Here is a 20,818-nt window from a genome sequence, read left to right as displayed (position 1 = left end):
AGTCAATCTAGTTGGTGATTTTGTCGTCGAAACTCGCCTCCGCTCCTCACGTACGTCTGTGTACGCTGCGGTGCTCGGCTTCGTTTCTCCTAAAAATCCCTCAACTATCTTTGATTTATGCAGCAAGTCTAATACGCCCCTGACTTTCAGCTAGTCGTAACTGTTCAACAAAAGTACCAATAAGCTTCAAAATCACAATAAAACTCTCGACGAATTTCCTCTTTAGTCATATCGACAGAACCAAGCTTGTTTTTGTCAACTAAAGGCTTCCCGTCATTGTCGGTAGTATCTTCGATAGTTTTGATCTGACAAAATACTTCGGGATTATCTCGATATTTTAAATATAATTCCTCACCATGTGTTAATTTTGGATTATCGGAAGGAGTATATAAATAAAGCAACCAACCATTATTCCGAACTACCATGGGTTCTATAACGCAGCTCATAGCCCTTGGGTCATGGTAAGAATATTCCGAGATCACCGCTCCCTTAATACCACTACCCCTGATACTAGCATAACGGTCACTACCAACAAACTGAATCACTGAGCCATTTTTAAACAATATTCGTTGCTTATACTGCTGACTGCGAGCAATTACCCCCTTAGGGATAAATGACATATAAGGTCGTCCTGATAAGGTCATACCGTCCCACACCGACATTTTAGCCTGATTATAAGTGGGGTAAACATACCAATAAATACCAACTTCCCGAATAGCACTAGCAGTGATCCAGTTAATGCCCATAATATCTTTACCAGCTCTTCTATGCCAAATGGCTATAGCTTTCTTACCACCGCTATACAAATACCTCCACAAAGGTAATTGGAATGGGTAAGGTGACCAATCTACTGGGAATTTAAAGCTTTTATTCCCTTCGACTTTCAAGGGTTGGCGTTGTTGTGCATCGGGACTTGGCGTACTCACGTAGGTTTGACTACGCTCCGTTCGCTCGCCACTCGCACACCTAGCCATCCCTTGAAATTCATCGGGCATACAACTTTTACTAGCTTCAGCAGTAGCAGTTTTGCTAATGTTTCTCCCAGCCTTAATATTACTTTTCTTCACTAGTGCTACTCTCTGCTCCGTAAGACTCTACTTCAAAGTTACTTACATCAATCATCCTTGCCATTGCCTTATCTCTTGCTTTCTGCTCAGCATTAGCACTTCTCCTATTGCTACTACCATCATTTTTTCTAATTTGATATTTCTCCGAATTAGCTTTAAGATATTCCAGCAAAGACTTAGAGCAATATTTTTTCTTAGTAGCTATTGCCTGATTATCCTTGTTATAAGTCACTTCCTCATAACCGTTAATAGCCCTGTCATACAAAACCCCTTCTGCTTTATCAACCGCATATTGCAAGGCTAATTTCACACATTTGTTTAAATATTTATCTTGGTGAATAATCAAGGGCAACTGCAAAGGCAAAATAGCACTATTTTTAGCAGCAGAAAGGCTGTTTCCGCTTTCACATAAAGCCTGTAAGAACAATATAACATTTTCTTGCGAACCAAATTTGCTTATTGTCTCATTCGATAGTTTCTCTAAGTATTTATTGAACAACCCATAATTCTTAGTCATTTGCCACTCTTTGAAAATTCTTTTTATTTTCTTAAGTCTTATTAGTTGCTTTCATTATACCACTTTTCCATCTCTTTTTCCAGTGATGTTTTATATTATAATTATTCCATTTATAGTTACTTGTCAATAAACCATTTTCTATTATTAAATCTTTTGCTGGATTTTTTTTATATGTTGAACATTATTAATAATTATTTTATAAAAAGATTATTCTCATGGCTTCAAATTTGTGTATGGTTGGCAATATAGAACATCTTTTGGTAAGTTACCATAAATGGCTAGAAGAGAAAACAACAAAAATAATAATGAAATGTTTGTTAAAACCAATCAGCAAAATTTTGCTTTAGCCAAACATAATCTCATTCAAGCAATTCTAGCAGTTAATAATTTTTTAATAATGAATGATTAATTACCTTAAAAAAAATTTTTGCAAACGCCCCCCTATGCCCGATTTTATGCCGCGTAGACCCCCCTACTGATTTTAGCTAGCGATTTCTGCCAAAAAATGAAAAAAACTGACAAAAATCGTACAAAATCTTGCCAAAATAGCTATCAACGATCAATTTATGGTAAGGTCTTTTGGTTGGGACCAAAGGGTCGGGAGTTCAAATCTCTCTGCTCCGACCACTTTCTTATTATATCTAACATTATAATACCTCCTTTACTATTAAACAAATGTGGGCTGATATGGGGTATCAGTCTAAAGATTTAAAGGGTCTCATTAGGAAAAGTATAACATAGATTTAGAAATTGTTAAACGACCAGCGTACAAATTTTGGATACCAGAAAGTACACCATCAGAACTATTGCCAACAAGAGAAGTTGGGTTTAAAGTACAGCCAAGGCGATGGGTTGTTGAGAGAAACTTTGCCTGGATAAATAGAAGGCTCTCCAATGAATATGATTTTCTTACTGATTCTAGTGAAAATATAATTTTTTTGGCTATGAGTCGATTACTTCTTCGTAGGATATTTATTTTTATTACTTAGTTTGCGGACAAACTCTCAGATGCATCTTTTACTCATGAAGCTATATGTGAAAAAATTGTTGAACAAGGTGGAGAATTTGAGCTTACTCTTAAAGCTAATATTTACATTACCATAGTACACAAACATTTGATAAAATACAGGTAGAAGGTCAAGAAATTAAGAGTTTTGCAGAGAATATAGATTTATAGCATGGGAGAATAGAAAAAAGAAAAATTGAGATAATTGATATGCCATTTGAATATTTAAATGGGTTTCGTCATATCAAGAAAATATGCAAAATTACCCAAAAAAGAGAAAAGAAGAACAAGGCTAATAGCTGTGAAACAGAGAATGTATTAATGATTACTAGCTTAGAGAAAAAGTTTAGTCCAGAAGAATTGTTAAAATTTAACAGAAGTCATTGGTCATGCGAAAATAATTTAAACTGGATAAAAGATAAGGTTTTTGAAGAAGATAAGTCAACTATTAGTACTGGAGAAGCTCCGTTAATAATGTCATTATTGAGGACAACAACTCTTTCTATAATAGCTCTATTTTCAAACAAAATTACTGAAACTAGAGAAAATTTTAACAATTATAGACATAGGTTATTTAAATTATTTTCAACTTAAAGTTGGAATTTTTAAACTGCCCTGATTGGATATAGACAAAGGAGTGTTTTACATGACAGCAATATTATGGTATACTGATGCCAAAGTGTACTCAGTCACCAAATTCTCATCAATTGACTATAAATATCAAGTTTATAACTTACAATAATATATTATGAATTTTATCGATGAAGCTAAAATATACTTAAAAGCCGGTGATGGTGGTGATGGGGTGATTAGTTTTCATCGAGAAAAATATATTGATATGGGTGGACCTGATGGCGGTGATGGTGGTCGTGGTGGTAGCATTATTTTTAAGTGCAATTCTCATCTTAATACTTTAGTAAATTTTAGGCATAAACTGCATTTTAAAGCAGAAAATGGTGAGAATGGTAAAGGCTCAAACCGTAGTGGGAAGTCTAAACCTGCTTTACTCTTAGAAGTACCAGTAGGAACACAAATATTCTCAGAAAATGGCGATGTTCTACTATATGATTTCACTTCCGATGAACAAACTTTTGAAATTCTTAAGGGAGGCAAAGGCGGGCTTGGTAATAGCCATTTTAAGTCATCTACCAATCAAGCTCCGCGACGTAGGACTGAAGGTGTTGTTGGAGAAGAGATGTGGGTAAATTTACAACTCAAACTACTTTCAGATGTTGGTCTTATAGGTCTACCTAATGCAGGGAAGTCCACTTTTCTTGCAGCAACGACGTCAGCAAAGCCTAAAATTGCTGATTATCCATTTACCACACTAAGCCCTAATCTTGGTGTGGTTTATGTAGATGATGAAGAATTTGTGATGGCTGATATCCCAGGTTTAATAGAAGGGGCTCACTTAGGACATGGACTCGGTGATAAGTTCCTAAAACATATTGAGAGATGTAATTTATTGATTCATTTGATATCAGCAACAAGTGATAATTTGATTGCTGATTATAGAACTATTAGGAACGAGCTTGAATCATATTCGAGCTTATTAAAAAATAAGCTTGAAATAATTTGTTTGAATAAGTACGATGTTTTGTTAGAAGAAGAAATTAAAGACAAAATTATAGAATTGCAAAAAATTACTAGTGAGGAAATTTTTTTAGTGTCTAGCTATACAAGAACTGGATTAAATAGGGTAATTAAAAAAGCTCTTGAAAACGTAAAAAACACAAATCACCCCAAATTGGGGTAAATTAGCTCCCTTCCATATATTTTTCAAACTTATTTTTCTCATCCCGATATTTATCTGCATCCGGTAGGGCTGGTTTTCTAACAGTGATATTCGGCCAAATGCTTGAGAAAAATTTAGCTCTCTCTATCCAATCAATCAGCTGTTCTGACTCTGGCTTAATAGCTTTAACCGGACACTCAATCTCACACACTCCACAATCAATACATTCATCGGGATTAATTACCAACATTAACTCCCCTTCATAGAAGCAATCGACAGGACATACTTCTACACAATCAGTATATTTACATTTTATGCATTCGTCGGTAACAACATAAGTCATAAATTGTCATACTCCTTGAACTTGGCGATTAAAACGCAAGATCTCAAACCCAATACTAATAAAAAATATAGTATAGCACTTATCAACATTAACACTAAGGGCAATAACATAGAATTATCAATTGTCGGACTACCCAGCCTTAAAACACTTGCTGGCTGGTGTAAACTATACCAAATATTTACCGAAAATTTTACTATAGGAACATTGATAAAACCAATCAGAGCAATCACCGAAGCTGGTTTTTCAGTACGGCTTATCCTATCACCACTATTCACCACTACGATATAACTTAAATAGAGCAAGAATAGTACGAACATTGAGGTAAGTCTAGCATCCCAAACCCACCAAGTCCCCCAAATAGGCTTTCCCCATAATGCCCCCGTCACCATACTAATCATGCAAAAAACTGCACCAATAGGGCTACTGGCCACTGCCATTAAGAACGACATTTTAGTCTTCCACACCAGGTTAGACAAACTACAAATAGCTATAAATGTATAAATCCCTAGTGCCATCCAAGAAGCTGGTACATGAACATACATAATCCTGACCATATCACCTTGTTGGTAATCTGGTGGTGAGACTATCAAAGCTTGATATAACCCCAACCCCATTGTTACCAACATTGCAACTAGCAATAATGGTAGCATGGTTCGTACTAACTTACTAAAAAAATAAGGGTTTAGTAATTTAAACATTTAGATATTTGATTAATTATTTTTAAATATTGATTATAAAATAAATCACTATTGATGTTAGTCACTTGCCAATTCTCACTTTCAATTGCCACTACTTCTACTTTAAAATTTTTATAAAGAGCAACATCTTGATCGAGACTTAGCAATAAACATTTCCTATTGGACATGCTTAATAAATGCTCAAGATTACTAATATATTTGAGACTCTTTTGATCAGAGCTATATAATTTTGCAACTCTTTTTTGGCTATTATCAAAAAAATATTCTAAACTATCACTAAGCAAGATCACATCTGTTAAAGACGCTAATCTTTGATGTTTGATTTTCGCAAGATCATCTATTTGTTTTTTTGCCTCTTCAAAATTTTGGTAAACAGCTGAACTAATCTCAGGAAATCGTTGAGATAATATCTGAGATAATTGTTCCAATAGTATTTTTACATTATCTAAATCAAGCCAAATATGCCAATTACTATATGAGTCATTATTAATAATTTTTAGCCTATTAAAATTACTAATTTTAATGACATTTTTACTATGACCATTCATTAATTTGCCAGCAAAGCCATCAAATTGCTCATCTATATAAAATACAATATCTGCATCTTTGACTTTTTTAAGATCACTAGGTCTCAAATTATAGTGATGTGGGCAATCATTGTTATTGGCAATAGCAACAATTTCTGCTTGCTCTTTCACTAACATCGCTATAATGCTTGCTAGTGGGGTTATGCTAGTAACAATTTTTATCCTACCTACGTTAGCAAAAGATACCTGACTAAGTAATATCATAATTATAGCAATAAAAATGCTAGCACTAATATTAATTTTCATTTTTTTCTTAATTTTCACCGCTATTTTTCAATGCCTTGGATGTTTTATTTTTTCCAAGTCTACTTTGGGAATTATTTATAAGCACTATCATGATCTGTATGTAAAGTTAGTAAACGTAAGTAAGATCCTTCTCTTAGAGCCAATGCTCGACATTTTTGTGAAAACCTAAAAGAGTAAATCTGATGCTTATTTTTAGTTATTTTGGACACGATTACTTCCCATTTTAAACCTTGATTCCTATATAATACCAATTGCAATAATTAACACGGTGTATTTATCCAGTCTCTATACATAATTGATTTTACTAAATCTACATTATGAGCAAATTGATTCCAAGCGTAACAAGCCATAGTGACGATATCTTCATATACACCATAACATTGGTTAGACAAGAAATGATTTTTGATCCATGCCCAAACTTGTTCCATTGCATTAAGTTCCGGTGCATAGGGAGGAAGCGGTATCAAAGTGATATTGCTTGGCACAGTTAGTTTTTTGGCTGTGTGCCAACCTGCATTATCCGTTAGTAAAGCTATATGTCGGTTGCCTTGAATACTGCGAGAAAGGTCTTCTAAGAATTTATTCATTGCCTGTGTATTTGCATATGGTAAAATTAATGCAAAAGCTTCTCCTGTATCATGGCAAGCAGCTCCATAAATATATGTTGAAATGAATTGCTGTTGCCGAACTTTACGGGGTCTAGTGCCACGCTTAGCCCATATACGAGTTAAGCTACCTTGTTGCCCAACTCGAGTTTCATCCTGAGACCATATATCAACTTTACATCTATCGATATTTTTTGATAATAATTCTGTTAGCATGTCTGGGAAGTTTTTTTATATGTATTTTGAGTCTCTTGATTTGACTTTGGATGCATTGAACGAGAAGTAATCCAGCTAAAACCAAGGCGGTGCATAGTATTGTAGACTGTTTTTAAAGTACATTTAGCACCATATTCCTCAAGTAACATGATATGTAGCTCCTTTCCAGTTATATACCCACCAGTTTTACTTTCACTGAGCGTATTGATTTTATCAAAAAGAGCAGACTCTTGTATAGTGTTAATCTTCCTAGGGGCACCGCTTCTTTGTGATTCAAATAATCCTTCAAAACCATGATTCCTAAATCTTCTGAGCCATGATTGCACAGTTTTCCAGTGTGACTTCACTATTTCAGATATGGCTTTAAAAGATTTGCCTAATTGAAGGTAATACATCGCCAATAAACGTATACGATTTCGACCATGCGGCTCATGTTTCATCATTTTTATAAAATCATGACCATGAAAACCTTGCGGTAATATTAACCTAGCCATTTGAGTACCTTTATCAGTTAAAAACCCATTTTACACCACTGCGTTAATTATTGCAATTGGTATAACTCATCCCAAGTTAAATGACTTATTTTTTTTAACACTTTAATTAATGCTAATTGATTATCTTTTTCAAGAGCAAACAAATCTTTTTGAAATTCTATATTATTCATATCTATTTTTATTTTAGACATGTTCAATTTTCTCAACAATTTCTTGTAAGTTATCTTTTGGTTTATTTCTTTCTGCCCACGATAATGCTTTATCTAGTTTAGTTAAAGTATCTCCTTGAGATAACCATTTTTCTGAGGTTGGAACAAATTCTCCTGTTTTAATGATCCATGTGCCATTATCTAATTGTTCGATTAATACCATTTGTCCTGCAAATACTTTGCCAAGCGATAGTTGACCGTTACTACCTATTACTTTCACTTGTTGATTTTGATTCATAATATTTTCCTAATTTAGTACCTTAGGAATTTATTATACGATAATTATATTATTTTATCAATAGAGCCTAGACTGTCGGAAATAACTAATTCAAGTAATTGATGTTTATTAAGTGTAAAATCACTGGCTATCCAAGATTTCTTTAATTTATCTATCACTGTGCCAATAGCTTTACCATGAATATTTATTTTCTGTAAGTCATGCCCATTTATTGGAAATATTGGTCGGGATTTAGATTGGTATCTATTTAAAAATTTCTTGGCCACCGTTCTATCTACTTTGCCTAGTGATACTAGAACACTTATATACTGCAAATAATCATCATTTTCCCACCAAATTTCTCGTAATGTAAATTCGTTGATTTCTTTATTAACAAACCTAAGTATAGTAATGATTTTGAGGGCGATTTGCCGAGAAAATTTTAAATTTAGTAAATCACTTAGTGGTAAGTTCTTTGTGTGGTAAAATAAAAGTGAATATCTAGTGTAAGGCTCTAAAGAACCAAAATTAATTGCTCCCATCAAAGGTTTCTTATCAAACTGACTAACTGGTAATATTATTTGCAATATGCCATTATCAAACATTTGCTGCAAAATATTAGGACTATTATCTGAGATAATTAACTTGTCCATCTCCCATTTTATCCGTTCTTTTGATAATAATTTAAGATTTTCTCGCAATTTAATACAGGCATCTAACCCATTACGATCTAACTGTCTTGCATAATAACAGGAAAAACGGAAGAATCGTAAAATACGTAAAAAATCTTCTTCAATTCGTTCAAATGGCTGTCCGATAAATATTACCTTAGATTCTCGTAAATCATCTATTCCACCAAAATAATCATAAATTTTATGCTCAAATGGACAATAGCTTAGTGCATTAATAGTAAAATCTCTTCTAGCAGCATCCTCCATAAAATCATCAGTAAAAATAACTTCTGTGTGCCGACCATCACATTTTATATCTTTTCTAAGTGTAGTAATCTCAAATTTCTCATTATTTAATAAAGCCGTAACTGTGCCATATTTTATACCAGTTGGGATAACATTAATATTGGCTGTTGATAAAATATCTGTTACTTGCTCTGGTAATAAATTGGTTGCTATATCAATGTCGTAGTTAACAACACCAAGAATAGCATCACGAACGGCCCCTCCGACAATCCTTGCTACTCCGCCACCTAGTTTAATTATTGACAAAATTTCTTTGTAATAGCGTGATTGGATAGATAATTCCTTTTTTACAATGTACATTATAAAAACACCTTATTTTTATTTTATGTCATTAGACTTGCTGCATAAATCAAAGATAGTTGAGGGATTTTTAGGAGAAACGAAGCCGAGCACCGCAGCGTACACAGACGTACGTGAGGAGCGAAGGCGAGTTTCGACGACAAAATCACCAACTAGATTGACTTATGCAGTAAGTCTATTATTTACAAGCATATTCTTGATTTCATTCAGTGTTAGCTTTTGTTTCTTTAATCGTTGAATTTCTATACATTGTTCAATCATTTCAGGCGAGTAAAGCTGATAGCGTGATTTAGTAACATCAGCAATTTCAAGCAAGCCTTCCTTAGTCCAAAAACGAATTGTTGACACAGTTTCACTGACAGCTTTTGCAAGCTTACCAATTCTTAATAATTTCTCTGATAATACTACATCTGAAGAGTTTACAAAGTTTGCTGCTTTAAGATAAATATCAAGAGAACGATTGACTGCATTAAATATAATCTTTTCATAGGCTTCTTTTGAACCACCAAGTTGTGCAGTTTCTAGAGATGTTACATAAGGTAACCTCTCTTGTAGTCTAATAATAGCCGGTGGATAACCTGCCATTATTAGAATTAAATTCATCAATAATCGTGCTGTTCGACCATTCCCGTCTAAGAAAGGATGGATAGTTACTAGTCGATAATGTGCTTCTCCTGCAAGTGCTGCAGGATGCATATCTTTAGATGAGTTTAGCCATGCAATGAAATCTGCCATCAAGTTTGGTACTTTTACTGGATTTGGCATTATTACCCTTGAACCTGAAATACGTACTGCTACTTGCCTATAACATCCAGCATTATAATCATCGATACCCTTTAGGATGAGAGCATGAATTGATAAAATATCGTTTTCAGTAATTTCACAAATTTTCTTTTGCTGTATTTCATGGATTAAGTCCAAAGCTTGTGCATGATTTTTTGCCTCAAGATGTTCTACTAACGATTTTCCACCAACTGTTAAGCCTTTTTCAATTACCACAGCAGTTTCCAAACGCGAGAGAGTATTACCCTCAATAGCATTACTGGTATAAGTCAACTCTACCTTAAACCACTGCTCCAAGTTTTCAACCAACTCTGGAGTTAATGGTCTGATTCTATCCAGTTGCTTTTTTTTGTTGTCTAGTAGGTCATATTTCATATAGTAAAATATAAAGTATCACTTAATGCTTTTCAACAATTATTTTATCATCTATATTTAATAATTAATTCCCTACTAAACTATTAGCAAATGCAGTCGGATCAAACGGTTTTAGATCGTCTACCTTCTCCCCTACCCCTAAAAAACATACTGGTAAGGCGAATTTTTGTACGACTCCTACCACTACACCAGCTTTTGCCGTACCGTCTAATTTAGTGACTATCAGACTTGTTATGTTAGCAATAGCGGTAAATTGTTCAACTTGGTTATATACATTCTGTCCAGTGGTCGCATCAATTACTAATATACTATGGTGAGGAGCTGTATCATCAATCTTCTTAATAACCCTAACAATTTTGGCAAGTTCTTCCATCAAATTCTTCTTGTTATGCAACCTTCCAGCTGTATCAATAAATAATACATCAACATCATTTTTTATTGAAGACTGCATAGCAAGATAAGCAACACTAGCAGGCTCAGCTGATTCTTCACCAGCAATAAGCATTGAACCACTTTTATCAGCCCAACTAGATAATTGACTAACAGCAGCAGCCCTAAATGTATCACAAGCAGCAATTGCTACTTTTTTCCCCTGTCTACGATAAATGCTGACTAGCTTGCCTATTGTCGTAGTTTTCCCTGACCCATTAACACCGCAAACTAGGATAACATTAAGCTTCTTATCATGTAATTCAAAATTTTTACTAGTTTTTACCAATAATTGCCCGATAATGTCAGCTAGCTGTTCTTTGATTACCAAACCACTTACTTCTTTATCAAATTTGATAGCTCTTAGTTTATCAACCAGCTCTATTGCCACAGAGGCTGTGATATCTGCAGATATTAACAACTCCTCTAATTCATTTAAAGTTTGCTCATCTAGTTTTTTTTTATAAAATATTTGGTCAATGCCCGAAGATATTTTATTTGAACTATTAACTAATACCTGCTTTAATTTAGTAAATATAGATGTCATTTTACCGCCGCTCTTTTAAGTCGATCATTGATTGCAACGCCAATACCAACCTCCCGACTTCCGCAGTTTTTGATAAGGTCAAAGGTTGGAAGGGGCATGGACATGAGGGGTACAGATTTTTAGGCACAACATTATTTGCTCATCTGCTTATTCTTCTTTCAACTGTTCTATTTCTTCAATAGTTAACCCGGTAAATTCAATGATTTCATCCATTGGCTTTCTTTTATCCAACATTTTTTTTGCTATATCTATTTTTTCTTCAGCTTTACCCTCAGCTTTGCCTTCAGCTTTGCCTTCAGCTTTACCTTTAGCTTCACCTCTAGCCTCAGCATCTTCAATTTTCTGCAGCTCTACCGCTAGATTATCAAGACGAGCTTTGGTCATTTGCTCATAGGTGTTAAGTTCTGCCTCTGACCAGCTAGCTTGGTCTACTGCCTCAAAGGCTCTTCTAATAATTTCATCTTTACCTATTAAATGTTCTATTTCTGTTAATGTTAATTTACTATCTCCTGCATGCTTAAAAAAATACATCCACTTCTCTTCAATAGTCTTTAGCTCATCTATAGTTTTCTTAAATTTTTCAAGCTCTAAAAAAACAAAGTAAAAATCTTTTAAATCATGGGCATAGCTCTCTGTATCTAAAAGACGATGTTCTGATTTCCAATGTTTTTTATCTTCAAACATCACAAAATCCGCTATAGCTAAAAATATTACTCCTTTTAATTTGGCGTATACTGCCAATTTCTTGTGCTTCTCATCTTCCTCAATTCTCTGCTGAGAATATGCTTTAGCAGCGTAAAACTGAGCTCTTTTTTCAAATCCTGGATGCTTGCTTACCTGCATCTCTACTATAAATTGATTACCATGTTGATCTTTACATAACACATCAACAATAGACTTTCTGTAAATTGCAATATCAGGGTCTTGGATAGTTGGTAAAAACGTCACCTCAATTATTTGCTCATTTCCTTCACACTTAAGAACATCGTTTAAAAAATGTACAAGTATATCCTTGTTCTTTTCTGTACCAAAGATTTTACGAAAACAAAAATCATTTTTAGGATCAAGAAACTTTGATAAAAACATATAACATAACCTCTTAATTGTTACTAAATATCACCATTATTTATCTGAGTCATTAGACCATTTGAGCTGAATCTTCTACGCTTATTTTACCATCTTCTTTACTAAAAAGCTTGCAATAAATTGATTTTAATTGCTCTTTTATTAGTAAATTTGGTGGGGATGAGTTAATTGATAGTTTCATTTGCTCATTACCATTGTATCTATTACATTTGCAGCATCGCGGCTTGTTGTGCCTAGTAACACATGACCTTTATATCCATGCCCCTTCCAACCTCGGGCTTTCTCAAAAATTGCGGAAGTCGGGAAGATATTTTATTTGAACTATTAACTCAATGATAGGTAAGCCACTAGTTTGACTAGTGAGACCATCAAGGCTTGGCCTTTAGATTTAGTATAAAATAAAAAGTTATCATATATAACTTCTTTGGCTTGACGGTCAAAGGAGAAAATATATGACAACATACGAAAGTTTAAATCATTCTAAATGGGATTGCAAATATCATATTGTGTTTATTCCAAAGTGTCGTAAAAAAGAATTGTACGGGAAGGTTAGAAAATATCTTGGGAACGTATTCCATGAGTTAGCTTTTCAACGTGGGAGAAAGATCATAGAGGGGCATATGGTACAAGATCATGTGCATATGCTCATCAAGATTCCTCCTAAATATTCTGTAGCTGAAGTAATAGGCTATATCAAGGGGAAAAGTGCTATAGCCGTTGCTAGGCAGTTTGGTGGACGAAAACGTAATTTTAATGGAGAAAAGTTGTGGGCTAGAGGTTATGCGGTCTCAACTGTAGGATTTGAAGAGAATCAGATCAAACACTACATTAAGAATCAAGAGCAACTTGATAGTTTAGGCTCTGACGAATCAGGAGAATTTTAATTAACAATGGCAGCCCTTTGGGCTGCTCATAACCGTCAAGCCCCTCGCTTTGCGAGGGCGTTCTGACTAATACTTGCTTTAATTTAGTAAATATAGATGTCATTTTACCGCCGCTCTTTTAAGTCGATCATTGATTGCAACGCCAATACCAACCTCTGGGATAGAGGCAACGGCAATTGCTAATCCATTTAATTCTGCGTAATTATCCAATATTCTAAGACTGGCAAATAAGTTGCTAGCAGCGATAATTAAGTCTCCGGTTAAACTTAAATTAAGCGAAAAATTACCCTCTAGCTTACTATCGGCAAAATTAAGCCCTACCTCATTAGCTTCTAAACTCTCTGCATTCAATCTTACTTTAACTCTTGGCGAGTAATGTTTATTCATCATACCCGGAGCTTTAATTTGCATCAAGCTGGATGTTTTATCTAGTTTCTTACCAATGGCCTTCTCTAAGGCTTCCAACGTAATAAAACCATCTCGCAAAATAGTTAAGTTATTAGTAGTACTATCTACTATGGTTGATTCTATACCATATTGACACTTACAATCATTTAAATTATCCTCTAAAATAAAAATATCTTGGTCATTTGCAAAATGTTCCTGTACATGCTGTAAAGTCGTGCTACTAATATAACCTGATGGGTTAGCACTAGGGGCTGCTATCGGAGTAGCTGACTTTCTTATTAGCTCCAAAGCAATATTATGTGATGGTATACGAAGGGCAACCGTTGTCATCCCAGATAATACTGCTGCTGCTATATTTGCCCCACTTTTTAATGGTACAACAATAGATAAAGGTCCTGGCCAAAACACCTCACTTAACTTAATGGCATCTGCATTAAATTCTCCGATAGTTTTAGCTTGGCTCATGGTTGCCACATGAACAATTAGAGGATTTATGCTTGGACGCTTTTTTATCTTAAAAATCTTCTGACAAGCTTGCTCATTACTAGCATCTGCCCCAAGTCCATATACTGTTTCTGTGGGGAATGCTACTACATTGCCAGATTTTATAAATTTAGCAGCCTGCTTTAATGTATCAGTCATAAGAAACTAAATTTTGCTAATTTATCAAATAATTGGGTAACCATTCTGAGCAACAATAAACGATTATTGGCAATGTTACGATCTTGATCTTTGACCATGACATTATCAAAAAACTCATTGACAGGTTTTAATATTTCTAGTAATAGGCTAAGAGTTTTAGTAAAATCTTTTTCTGCAATATAGTGATCTATTTGTTTAGAAACGTTTTCTAATGATAAAAATAATTGTTGCTCATATTGTGAAATAAAAGCCTTTGGATCAACTTCTCCTTCTATATTACTACCTTCTAGTATATTATTTGCTCTTTTGTAAATAGTTAATAAATTCTCACCATCCACTCCAGCGAGAAACTTTTGTAAAGCACCGAGCTTTATTTCGCTAATCACTAAATCTCTTTCAATATCAAAATCAAGCACCGCATTAATTAACGATATGTCATAGTGATTTTTAAAATAATATTTGGCTCGTTCTTCTAAGAACTCTAAAATTATCTGACTAGTTTTATTTAGCCCACTATCATCCCCTCCTCCCTTTACGTCTTCAAACATAGTTTGATATAAGTGAACTACATACGCAACTAATTCCTTAATATCAATATTTAATTTATTAGCTAAAATTATCCTAATAATACCTAATGCTTGCCGTCTGAGCGAATAAGGGTCTCTTGAACCATTTGGCTCTTCTCCTATTAATATCAAACCTACTAAACTATCCAGTTTATCAGCAATCGCCAATATTGCACTATTTCCCATTGGCAAATTATCTGATGGTCCTTGTGGTTTATAATGATCTCTTATTGCCAAAGCAATCTGATCATTTAACCCTTCGGCTTTGGCGTAATAATATCCCATAAGACCTTGCAGTTCAGGGAATTCTCCCACCATTTCAGTTGTTAGGTCACTTTTACAAAGTTTAGCTGCTACTTGCAAATCCTGATTTCCTGGCATTAGATAATTACAAATATCATCAATTCTCTCTGTTTTTTGTTTGATACTGCCAAGCTTTGCATGGAAAGTTATCTGCTCAAGCTTTGGCAATTTTGATTCTAAACTATTAGATAAATCCTGCTGATAAAAATATAACGCATCAGAGAGTCTAGCAGCTAGTACTTTTTCGTTACCACTTATTATAACATTTTGATCATGTCGCATATTACTAACAAAGAGAAAATAAGGGGCAAAATTACCAGCTTGGTCAAAAGTGCTAAAATATTTCTGGTGGCTACGCATTGAGCTAACTAGTACTTCACTAGGTAACTGCAAAAATATCTCAGGTATTTTACCCGTCATAACAACTGGCAATTCTATTAGTCCTGTTACTTCTTCTAATAATTTCTCATCCTCTTTTATCACTAAATTAAGTGAATTGGCTATTTTTGATAGCTGACTTTTTATTATCTCCTTACGTTCTGCTTGGTCAATAATGACATTACTCTCCCGCAGCTTATTCTGGTATTCAGAAAAACTGTCTATAGTAATCGGTTCAGGACTAAGAAATCTGTGCCCAAAGGTAATATTATTTGCCGTCAAATGTCCATATTTAATGGCTAGTATTTCTCCATCAAATATACATAAAATATTCCTAAGCGGTCTAATCCAACTTATATCATAATTCCCCCAATACATAGATTTTGACCAAATATACTTACTAATTGCTTTAGGAATTATCTCTTGCAATAATACTCGTATATCGGTTTCTATGGTACTCTTTACTATTATATAATATAATTGCCCTTGCACTAATAGCGTAGATAATTTATTTTGCTCAATATTATTTGATCGACAAAACCCTTCTACAGCCTGCTGCGTTGCCGAAACTTTTGGTCCTCTTATGGTAATTTCTTTTGGTAGTATAGATTTTGGTAAATTTGTAATATGTACAGCAATTCTCCTAGATCCAACATATAGCTGAACATCAGCAACTAGCTCGCTTTCCTGCAAGATTGTCGTAAATATGGTTTTATAGCTTTCCGCTGCATTTTTCTGCATCAAAGCCGGTATCTCTTCGCTAAAAAGCTCTAATAATAACTCACTCATATTAACTCTTTTTTATCTTCTAGTTCTAACCATTTATTACAGCACATTTTTGCCAAATTACGTATCCTGAGTATGTAAGATGCTCTCTCTGTTACACTAATTACCCCCCGGGCATTTAACAAATTAAAAAGATGACTAGCTTGAATACAATAATCATAAGCTGGCAAAGGTAAATCTGCAGCGATTAATTCATTACATTGTTTCTCACTATCAATAAAATGCTGAGATAATATGGCTACATCAGCTAATTCTAAATTAAATTTCGAAAATTGTTTTTCAGCGGCAAAATCTACTTCACCATAGGTTAAAGCCTTTTCTCCAACTTGACCATTCCAGTCAAGATTTCTTACCTCATTGATTCCTTGTATATAAAGTGCTAGACGTTCTAAACCATAGGTAATCTCACCCGCCACTGGACGACAATCAATACCACCTATTTGTTGCATATAAGTAAATTGTGATACTTCCATACCGTCACACCATATTTCCCAACCAAGCCCAGCAGCACCGAGACTAGGAGACTCCCAATCATCTTCAACAAACCTAATGTCATGTTTTTGCAAATCTATACCAAGACATTCAAGACTCTTTAAATATAGCTCTTGTATATCATCAGGAGAGGGTTTTAGTATAACCTGAAATTGATAATAATGCTGCATTCTATTAGGATGTAGGGCATATCTACTATCATGAGGACGCCGAGAAGGTTGAACGTAAGCTACAAACCAAGGTTTTTTACCAAGAGTTCGTAGTACAGTAGCAGGGTGAAAAGTACCAGCTCCAACATGAGCGTCATATGGCTGCAAAATTGCACAGCCATAATCTTGCCAGTAATTTTGCAAGGTCAAAATAATTTGTTGAAATGATAATTTTTGCATATTGGTAAATTTGTTTATTTTTTAGAGGAACACTCCCTATTTTGTAATTAGGGAACTTCCTGCACCTTCGATGTCACCCCACAACTGTTGAAAGTTAAAAAATCGTCATTGCGAGGAGACCGTAGGTCGACGAAGCAATCCATATGACAAGTTTCATGGATTGCCACGCTCACATATGTTCGCTCGCAATGACATATCTTGCACACTTGATAGAAATGGTTAAATCTTACTCCATGTTCCCATTGGACTCTGTTTATAACAGTCAATCATTGGGGTTGCAATAGTTAGTTCATTTATTGTTTTAATTATTAAACTTAAATTGTCTAAGGCATCGTATATTATAACTATTCTCTGAAAGTGAGCAATATAGTGTTTGTTATTAAGAATTTCTTGTATATCAAATGGAGCAATGATTATTAGAATCGTAGCTTGATTAGGATTCTCTAACTGATGAGTAATATAGACTGGTTGTTTTTCTGGTAATGGATCAAGCTTACTACCATGTGGAATAAACTGTTTTCTAGAATAAGTCCATATCATCTTATTCAGTGACTCTTGGACTTCAATATCTGGAGCTAAAACGACAATTCTTAAATTGCTATGATAAGATTTTTCTACTAAAAGACAGGTTGTTTTGTATAGCGATCCTTCGGTAGTATGATAAAGACTAAATTGTTGCATGATAATTCTCTTAATATTTAAAACTTGATTATCGAGTGTTACATCAAATTCAGGTTATTAGAAGCCCTCTATCTCTACCTTCCAAATCCTTATAAACTTGCTTAACCGTATAACCATAACTAACAAAAATTTCTGTAACAGCTGCCAATTGATTAAAACCAATCTCTAAGAATAATTTACCATTTTGTTTTAAAAATCCCTTGGCTTCTTTAGCGATTATGTAATATGAAGCTAATCCATTATCTTCAGCAAATAAGGCTAAGTGGGGTTCATATTTCAGGGTCTCAGAAGACATATAAACAGTATCATCAAAAGAAATATATGGTGGATTACTTACGATGATATCAAATTCTTGCTTTTCTAGATTATCAAACCAGTTACTATTAATTATTTTAAACCTATCAGAAACTTTATGTTTTATAGCATTTTGACTAGCTATAGCAATCGCTTCATTACTTATATCAGTTGCAGTTACATTGCTATTTGGCATTTCCAGTAACAAGCTCAAAGCTATACAACCACTACCTGTGCCAAGTTCCAATATTGCTAGCTCTGCATTTGTTTTTATATCGCTTAAAATCGCATCTACAATAATCTCAGTATCTTGCCTAGGAATAAGCACTTTATCATTTACAATAAACTGGTAACTATAAAATTCTTTATATCCTACAATATAAGCTATTGGCTCTAGTAATGTACGCCTATTAACCAAATCCTCAAAAATAATTTGCTCTTGTTGTGTCAATTCTTCTTCTGACCTTGCTAATAAATATTCAATAGATTTACCAGTTACATGCTGCATCAATATGCGTGATTCTAGGTTTGCTGATTTAATACCCACTGCTTGCAACTTGCTAGCAGCATAAATTAAGGATTCTTTTATATTCATGCAATTATTTCTACAATATCCTGTGGCAAAGGTGATTCAAATTCTAATAATTTATCACTTACCGGGTGGGAAAAACTTATATACCAAGAATGTAATGCTTGCCTCTTGAAATCCATTAATTTTTGTGGTACTATGCTAAAATTAGAGCTAACTTTCTTGCTATTCTTGCCATAAGTTTGGTCTCCTACTACCGAATGTTTTAAATGACTCAACTGTACTCTGATTTGATGAGTTCGCCCAGTAGTAAGTCGACATTCTACCATACTTATAATACCATCAAAAAATATTTCCTCTGTTTTATAATGAGTAACCGCCTCTTTGCCACCAAATTTTAGAATAGTCATTTTTTGCCGTATAATACGGTCTCTGCCAATATTATTTCTTATAACGCCCTCTTGCGGATTGATAATACCCCAAACGAGTGCTTTATATTTGCGTACAAGATTACGATTTTCTATTTGTTTTGCAAGATGTACATGGGCAAAATTATTCTTTGCTACCACCATCAGTCCTGATGTATCTTTATCCAAACGATGAACTATGCCAGGTCTTTCTAACCCTCCTATGCTAGATAAAGATTTTGCATGATGTAATAAGGCATTTACCAAAGTGTCCTGGTGGTTACCACTACCAGGATGGACTGTCATACCAGCTGCTTTATTGATCACCATTAAATCTTCATCTTCATAAAAAATATCAAGTTTAATATCAGCTTCCTGCATTGTTAATGGATCAGGAGCTTTAAAAAATACTGAAATAAGGTCATTCTCCTTGACCTTAAAGTTAGAATCAGAAATAATCAAACCATTAACTTGTACTTGGAAGTCATTTATACTTTTCTGGACTTGGCTTCTAGATGTTTTACTGATAAGGCTTACCAAAGCCTTATCAAGTCTAAACCCATCTAGATTGTTAGGTACGTTATATTCTTCCATCTACTACGAAATATTTTTTAAAATAATAAAATGACTCATTTAACAAAAAAAATCAACCAACTAAAATGGTTGCAAGCAATTGGTATAGATTATTATTTGTCAGAATCAACTATTAATCAGCAAAAAATACAGATTAATTCTAATAGACCTCTTTCGAAACTCGCTTATGCTGAGGGATTTGAAGGAGACGCTTCACCTCGAACCGCAGCGTACTATAGTTCCGTTACGGATTCGAGTACCGCATCATTGTCCAAATCACCAGCAGAAGTAGAGTTGCGAAAGAGGTCTAATATTAAAGCTAAGCCGATTAGTATTCCACTAGCTCTACCTAGCTCCGACAGTCCTGGTCATTCCCACGTAGGTAAGAAGCCAGAACTTGTACAAAAACAGGATGACATCATTTCGTTGTCTAGAACTTTAGCTGACTCAGCTCGCAATTTAGAAGAATTAAAAAAACTACTAATGGATTTTGATGGTTGTGGTTTAAAGAAATTAGCTAATAAAATCGTATTTGCTGATGGCAATCCACAAAGTTCTATAATGTTTATTGGGGAAGCACCGGGTAGTAGCGAAGATGCACAAGGGATACCATTTTGCGGGGAAAGTGGTAAGTTACTTGATAATGTATTAGCCTCTATCAATATTTCAAGAGAACATAACGCTTATATTACTAACACTGTATTTTGGCGACCACCAGCCAACCGCCAACCAACGCAAGAAGAAATAGATATTTGCAGACCTTTTGTTGAAAAACATATTGCTTTAATAAACCCAAAGCTAATTGTTTTAGTGGGAAATGTTGCGGCAACTAGCTTACTTGGTAAGAATGCTGGTATAAGTAAAATCAGACAAGAATATTATTTATATACCAATCAGTATCTTAGCAAACCAATTCAAACCACTTCTATCTTCCATCCTGCCTATTTGCTTAGACAACCAATGCAGAAAAAAACCACTTGGTATGATTTACTAAAAATCCATGAATATATCAATACAAGTGGGATATAGGGTGTTGTCAAACTACCATA

General features: G+C 34.3%; 26 protein-coding genes and 1 pseudogene. 6 read left to right on the top strand and 21 right to left on the bottom strand.

Translation table 11 applies throughout. The features are described from left to right. Positions 1 to 164: 164 nt before the first annotated feature. Both AAHM80_RS06980 and AAHM80_RS06975 read right to left on the bottom strand, forming a co-directional pair. Positions 165 to 1,067 carry a hypothetical protein gene (locus AAHM80_RS06980; protein ID WP_342259718.1) on the bottom strand — a complete coding sequence of 301 codons (903 nt, stop codon included), beginning with the start codon at positions 1,065 to 1,067 and terminating at the stop codon, positions 165 to 167. Further along, positions 1,054 to 1,584 (bottom strand): hypothetical protein, encoded by a 531-nt coding sequence (locus tag AAHM80_RS06975; RefSeq protein WP_342259717.1) that lies wholly within the window; start codon positions 1,582 to 1,584, stop codon positions 1,054 to 1,056. Before AAHM80_RS06975 ends, AAHM80_RS06980 begins: the two co-directional genes overlap by 14 nt. A 274-nt stretch (positions 1,585 to 1,858) precedes the next feature. On the opposite strand from AAHM80_RS06975, the gene AAHM80_RS06970 reads away from it, so the two are divergent. From AAHM80_RS06970 to obgE, 4 genes and pseudogenes are all read left to right on the top strand, one after another. Next, a complete protein-coding gene (locus tag AAHM80_RS06970) occupies positions 1,859 to 1,993 on the top strand; it encodes a DUF1828 domain-containing protein (protein ID WP_342259716.1) in 135 nt (44 codons plus the stop codon). A gap of 245 nt (positions 1,994 to 2,238) precedes the next feature. Beyond that, positions 2,239 to 2,573: pseudogene (locus AAHM80_RS06965) on the top strand (transposase); the annotation flags it as partial. Between the two features lie 227 nt (positions 2,574 to 2,800). Beyond that, positions 2,801 to 3,184 carry a hypothetical protein gene (locus AAHM80_RS06960; protein ID WP_410521492.1) on the top strand — a complete coding sequence of 128 codons (384 nt, stop codon included), beginning with the start codon at positions 2,801 to 2,803 and terminating at the stop codon, positions 3,182 to 3,184. A 154-nt stretch (positions 3,185 to 3,338) separates the two neighbouring features. After that, positions 3,339 to 4,346 carry a GTPase ObgE gene (obgE, locus tag AAHM80_RS06955; protein ID WP_342259715.1) on the top strand — a complete coding sequence of 336 codons (1,008 nt, stop codon included), beginning with the start codon at positions 3,339 to 3,341 and terminating at the stop codon, positions 4,344 to 4,346. A gap of 1 nt (position 4,347) precedes the next feature. Here the strand turns inward: obgE and fdxA are convergent, their stop codons facing one another. The 12 genes from fdxA to AAHM80_RS06895 form a co-directional block, all read right to left on the bottom strand. Then, positions 4,348 to 4,668, bottom strand: a complete 321-nt coding sequence (gene fdxA / locus AAHM80_RS06950; protein WP_342259714.1) for a ferredoxin FdxA — start codon at positions 4,666 to 4,668, stop codon at positions 4,348 to 4,350. Further along, positions 4,665 to 5,366 (bottom strand): heme ABC transporter permease, encoded by a 702-nt coding sequence (locus AAHM80_RS06945; protein WP_342259713.1) that lies wholly within the window; start codon positions 5,364 to 5,366, stop codon positions 4,665 to 4,667. The genes fdxA and AAHM80_RS06945 overlap by 4 nt, the downstream gene beginning before the upstream one ends. Next, a complete protein-coding gene (locus AAHM80_RS06940) occupies positions 5,351 to 6,199 on the bottom strand; it encodes a metal ABC transporter substrate-binding protein (RefSeq protein ID WP_342259712.1) in 849 nt (282 codons plus the stop codon). The genes AAHM80_RS06945 and AAHM80_RS06940 overlap by 16 nt, the downstream gene beginning before the upstream one ends. Positions 6,200 to 6,270: 71 nt before the next feature. Then, a complete protein-coding gene (locus AAHM80_RS06935; protein WP_342259711.1) occupies positions 6,271 to 6,408 on the bottom strand; it encodes a hypothetical protein in 138 nt (45 codons plus the stop codon). Positions 6,409 to 6,459: 51 nt separating this feature from the next. After that, a complete protein-coding gene (locus tag AAHM80_RS06930) occupies positions 6,460 to 7,020 on the bottom strand; it encodes an IS630 family transposase (RefSeq protein ID WP_342259546.1) in 561 nt (186 codons plus the stop codon). After that, positions 7,014 to 7,514, bottom strand: coding sequence for a helix-turn-helix domain-containing protein (locus tag AAHM80_RS06925; protein WP_342259385.1), 501 nt, complete (start codon positions 7,512 to 7,514; stop codon positions 7,014 to 7,016). Before AAHM80_RS06925 ends, AAHM80_RS06930 begins: the two co-directional genes overlap by 7 nt. Before the next feature lie 47 nt (positions 7,515 to 7,561). After that, the gene (locus tag AAHM80_RS06920; protein WP_342259710.1) at positions 7,562 to 7,705 is read right to left on the bottom strand and encodes a hypothetical protein; all 144 of its coding nucleotides are present in this window, start codon (positions 7,703 to 7,705) and stop codon (positions 7,562 to 7,564) included. Beyond that, positions 7,698 to 7,961: a hypothetical protein gene (locus AAHM80_RS06915; RefSeq protein WP_341747525.1), complete on the bottom strand. Its 264-nt coding sequence runs from the start codon at positions 7,959 to 7,961 to the stop codon at positions 7,698 to 7,700. Before AAHM80_RS06915 ends, AAHM80_RS06920 begins: the two co-directional genes overlap by 8 nt. A 44-nt stretch (positions 7,962 to 8,005) precedes the next feature. Further along, positions 8,006 to 9,217, bottom strand: a complete 1,212-nt coding sequence (locus AAHM80_RS06910; RefSeq protein ID WP_342259709.1) for a CCA tRNA nucleotidyltransferase — start codon at positions 9,215 to 9,217, stop codon at positions 8,006 to 8,008. Positions 9,218 to 9,379: 162 nt separating this feature from the next. Next, a complete protein-coding gene (locus AAHM80_RS06905) occupies positions 9,380 to 10,375 on the bottom strand; it encodes a Fic family protein (protein WP_342259708.1) in 996 nt (331 codons plus the stop codon). Positions 10,376 to 10,439: 64 nt separating this feature from the next. Further along, positions 10,440 to 11,351, bottom strand: coding sequence for a signal recognition particle-docking protein FtsY (gene ftsY, locus AAHM80_RS06900; protein ID WP_342259707.1), 912 nt, complete (start codon positions 11,349 to 11,351; stop codon positions 10,440 to 10,442). 147 nt (positions 11,352 to 11,498) lie between these two features. Beyond that, entirely contained in the window at positions 11,499 to 12,437 is a 939-nt protein-coding gene (locus AAHM80_RS06895) for an Rpn family recombination-promoting nuclease/putative transposase (RefSeq protein ID WP_342259706.1), read from the bottom strand. Between the two features lie 452 nt (positions 12,438 to 12,889). On the opposite strand from AAHM80_RS06895, the gene tnpA reads away from it, so the two are divergent. Then, positions 12,890 to 13,321 carry an IS200/IS605 family transposase gene (gene tnpA / locus AAHM80_RS06890; protein WP_342259383.1) on the top strand — a complete coding sequence of 144 codons (432 nt, stop codon included), beginning with the start codon at positions 12,890 to 12,892 and terminating at the stop codon, positions 13,319 to 13,321. Here tnpA and AAHM80_RS06885 read toward each other — a convergent pair. From AAHM80_RS06885 to AAHM80_RS06855, 7 genes are all read right to left on the bottom strand, one after another. Continuing rightward, a complete protein-coding gene (locus AAHM80_RS06885) occupies positions 13,266 to 13,424 on the bottom strand; it encodes a hypothetical protein (protein WP_342259705.1) in 159 nt (52 codons plus the stop codon). The genes tnpA and AAHM80_RS06885 overlap by 56 nt on opposite strands. After that, a complete protein-coding gene (locus AAHM80_RS06880; RefSeq protein ID WP_342259704.1) occupies positions 13,421 to 14,371 on the bottom strand; it encodes an L-threonylcarbamoyladenylate synthase in 951 nt (316 codons plus the stop codon). The genes AAHM80_RS06885 and AAHM80_RS06880 overlap by 4 nt, the downstream gene beginning before the upstream one ends. Next, complete coding sequence (gene glyS, locus AAHM80_RS06875; RefSeq protein ID WP_342259703.1) at positions 14,368 to 16,407, bottom strand: glycine--tRNA ligase subunit beta; 2,040 nt, start codon at positions 16,405 to 16,407, stop codon at positions 14,368 to 14,370. Before glyS ends, AAHM80_RS06880 begins: the two co-directional genes overlap by 4 nt. Beyond that, entirely contained in the window at positions 16,404 to 17,285 is an 882-nt protein-coding gene (locus tag AAHM80_RS06870) for a glycine--tRNA ligase subunit alpha (protein WP_342259702.1), read from the bottom strand. Before AAHM80_RS06870 ends, glyS begins: the two co-directional genes overlap by 4 nt. A gap of 219 nt (positions 17,286 to 17,504) precedes the next feature. Further along, complete coding sequence (locus tag AAHM80_RS06865) at positions 17,505 to 17,966, bottom strand: DNA polymerase III subunit chi (RefSeq protein WP_342259701.1); 462 nt, start codon at positions 17,964 to 17,966, stop codon at positions 17,505 to 17,507. A gap of 49 nt (positions 17,967 to 18,015) precedes the next feature. Next, on the bottom strand, positions 18,016 to 18,855 hold the full coding sequence (gene prmC / locus AAHM80_RS06860) for a peptide chain release factor N(5)-glutamine methyltransferase (RefSeq protein WP_342259700.1): 840 nt from the start codon (positions 18,853 to 18,855) through the stop codon (positions 18,016 to 18,018). Then, positions 18,852 to 19,790: an RluA family pseudouridine synthase gene (locus tag AAHM80_RS06855; RefSeq protein WP_342259699.1), complete on the bottom strand. Its 939-nt coding sequence runs from the start codon at positions 19,788 to 19,790 to the stop codon at positions 18,852 to 18,854. The genes prmC and AAHM80_RS06855 overlap by 4 nt, the downstream gene beginning before the upstream one ends. A 30-nt stretch (positions 19,791 to 19,820) precedes the next feature. Between AAHM80_RS06855 and AAHM80_RS06850 the strand changes: the two genes are divergently transcribed. Next, the gene (locus AAHM80_RS06850; protein WP_342259698.1) at positions 19,821 to 20,798 is read left to right on the top strand and encodes a uracil-DNA glycosylase family protein; all 978 of its coding nucleotides are present in this window, start codon (positions 19,821 to 19,823) and stop codon (positions 20,796 to 20,798) included. Positions 20,799 to 20,818 lie beyond the last annotated feature (20 nt).

The organism is Candidatus Tisiphia endosymbiont of Metellina segmentata, from assembly GCF_964030715.1.
Classification (GTDB): Bacteria; Pseudomonadota; Alphaproteobacteria; order Rickettsiales; family Rickettsiaceae; genus Tisiphia.
The sequence above is the reverse complement of the archived record's forward strand: the minus strand, read 5'-3'. Positions and strand labels throughout refer to the sequence as shown.

Bases quoted from the DNA above. Each gene is read 5' to 3' on its own strand.
- AAHM80_RS06975 (WP_342259717.1), bottom strand. From the start codon at position 1,584: ATGACTAAGAATTATGGGTTGTTCAATAAATACTTAGAGAAACTATCG.
- AAHM80_RS06970 (WP_342259716.1), top strand. From the start codon at position 1,859: ATGGCTAGAAGAGAAAACAACAAAAATAATAATGAAATGTTTGTTAAA.
- AAHM80_RS06960 (WP_410521492.1), top strand. From the start codon at position 2,801: ATGCCATTTGAATATTTAAATGGGTTTCGTCATATCAAGAAAATATGC.
- obgE (WP_342259715.1), top strand. From the start codon at position 3,339: ATGAATTTTATCGATGAAGCTAAAATATACTTAAAAGCCGGTGATGGT.
- fdxA (WP_342259714.1), bottom strand. From the start codon at position 4,668: ATGACTTATGTTGTTACCGACGAATGCATAAAATGTAAATATACTGAT.
- AAHM80_RS06945 (WP_342259713.1), bottom strand. From the start codon at position 5,366: ATGTTTAAATTACTAAACCCTTATTTTTTTAGTAAGTTAGTACGAACC.
- AAHM80_RS06940 (WP_342259712.1), bottom strand. From the start codon at position 6,199: ATGAAAATTAATATTAGTGCTAGCATTTTTATTGCTATAATTATGATA.
- AAHM80_RS06930 (WP_342259546.1), bottom strand. From the start codon at position 7,020: ATGCTAACAGAATTATTATCAAAAAATATCGATAGATGTAAAGTTGAT.
- AAHM80_RS06925 (WP_342259385.1), bottom strand. From the start codon at position 7,514: ATGGCTAGGTTAATATTACCGCAAGGTTTTCATGGTCATGATTTTATA.
- AAHM80_RS06920 (WP_342259710.1), bottom strand. From the start codon at position 7,705: ATGTCTAAAATAAAAATAGATATGAATAATATAGAATTTCAAAAAGAT.
- AAHM80_RS06915 (WP_341747525.1), bottom strand. From the start codon at position 7,961: ATGAATCAAAATCAACAAGTGAAAGTAATAGGTAGTAACGGTCAACTA.
- AAHM80_RS06910 (WP_342259709.1), bottom strand. From the start codon at position 9,217: ATGTACATTGTAAAAAAGGAATTATCTATCCAATCACGCTATTACAAA.
- AAHM80_RS06905 (WP_342259708.1), bottom strand. From the start codon at position 10,375: ATGAAATATGACCTACTAGACAACAAAAAAAAGCAACTGGATAGAATC.
- ftsY (WP_342259707.1), bottom strand. From the start codon at position 11,351: ATGACATCTATATTTACTAAATTAAAGCAGGTATTAGTTAATAGTTCA.
- AAHM80_RS06895 (WP_342259706.1), bottom strand. From the start codon at position 12,437: ATGTTTTTATCAAAGTTTCTTGATCCTAAAAATGATTTTTGTTTTCGT.
- tnpA (WP_342259383.1), top strand. From the start codon at position 12,890: ATGACAACATACGAAAGTTTAAATCATTCTAAATGGGATTGCAAATAT.
- AAHM80_RS06885 (WP_342259705.1), bottom strand. From the start codon at position 13,424: ATGACATCTATATTTACTAAATTAAAGCAAGTATTAGTCAGAACGCCC.
- AAHM80_RS06880 (WP_342259704.1), bottom strand. From the start codon at position 14,371: ATGACTGATACATTAAAGCAGGCTGCTAAATTTATAAAATCTGGCAAT.
- glyS (WP_342259703.1), bottom strand. From the start codon at position 16,407: ATGAGTGAGTTATTATTAGAGCTTTTTAGCGAAGAGATACCGGCTTTG.
- AAHM80_RS06870 (WP_342259702.1), bottom strand. From the start codon at position 17,285: ATGCAAAAATTATCATTTCAACAAATTATTTTGACCTTGCAAAATTAC.
- AAHM80_RS06865 (WP_342259701.1), bottom strand. From the start codon at position 17,966: ATGCAACAATTTAGTCTTTATCATACTACCGAAGGATCGCTATACAAA.
- prmC (WP_342259700.1), bottom strand. From the start codon at position 18,855: ATGAATATAAAAGAATCCTTAATTTATGCTGCTAGCAAGTTGCAAGCA.
- AAHM80_RS06855 (WP_342259699.1), bottom strand. From the start codon at position 19,790: ATGGAAGAATATAACGTACCTAACAATCTAGATGGGTTTAGACTTGAT.
- AAHM80_RS06850 (WP_342259698.1), top strand. From the start codon at position 19,821: ATGACTCATTTAACAAAAAAAATCAACCAACTAAAATGGTTGCAAGCA.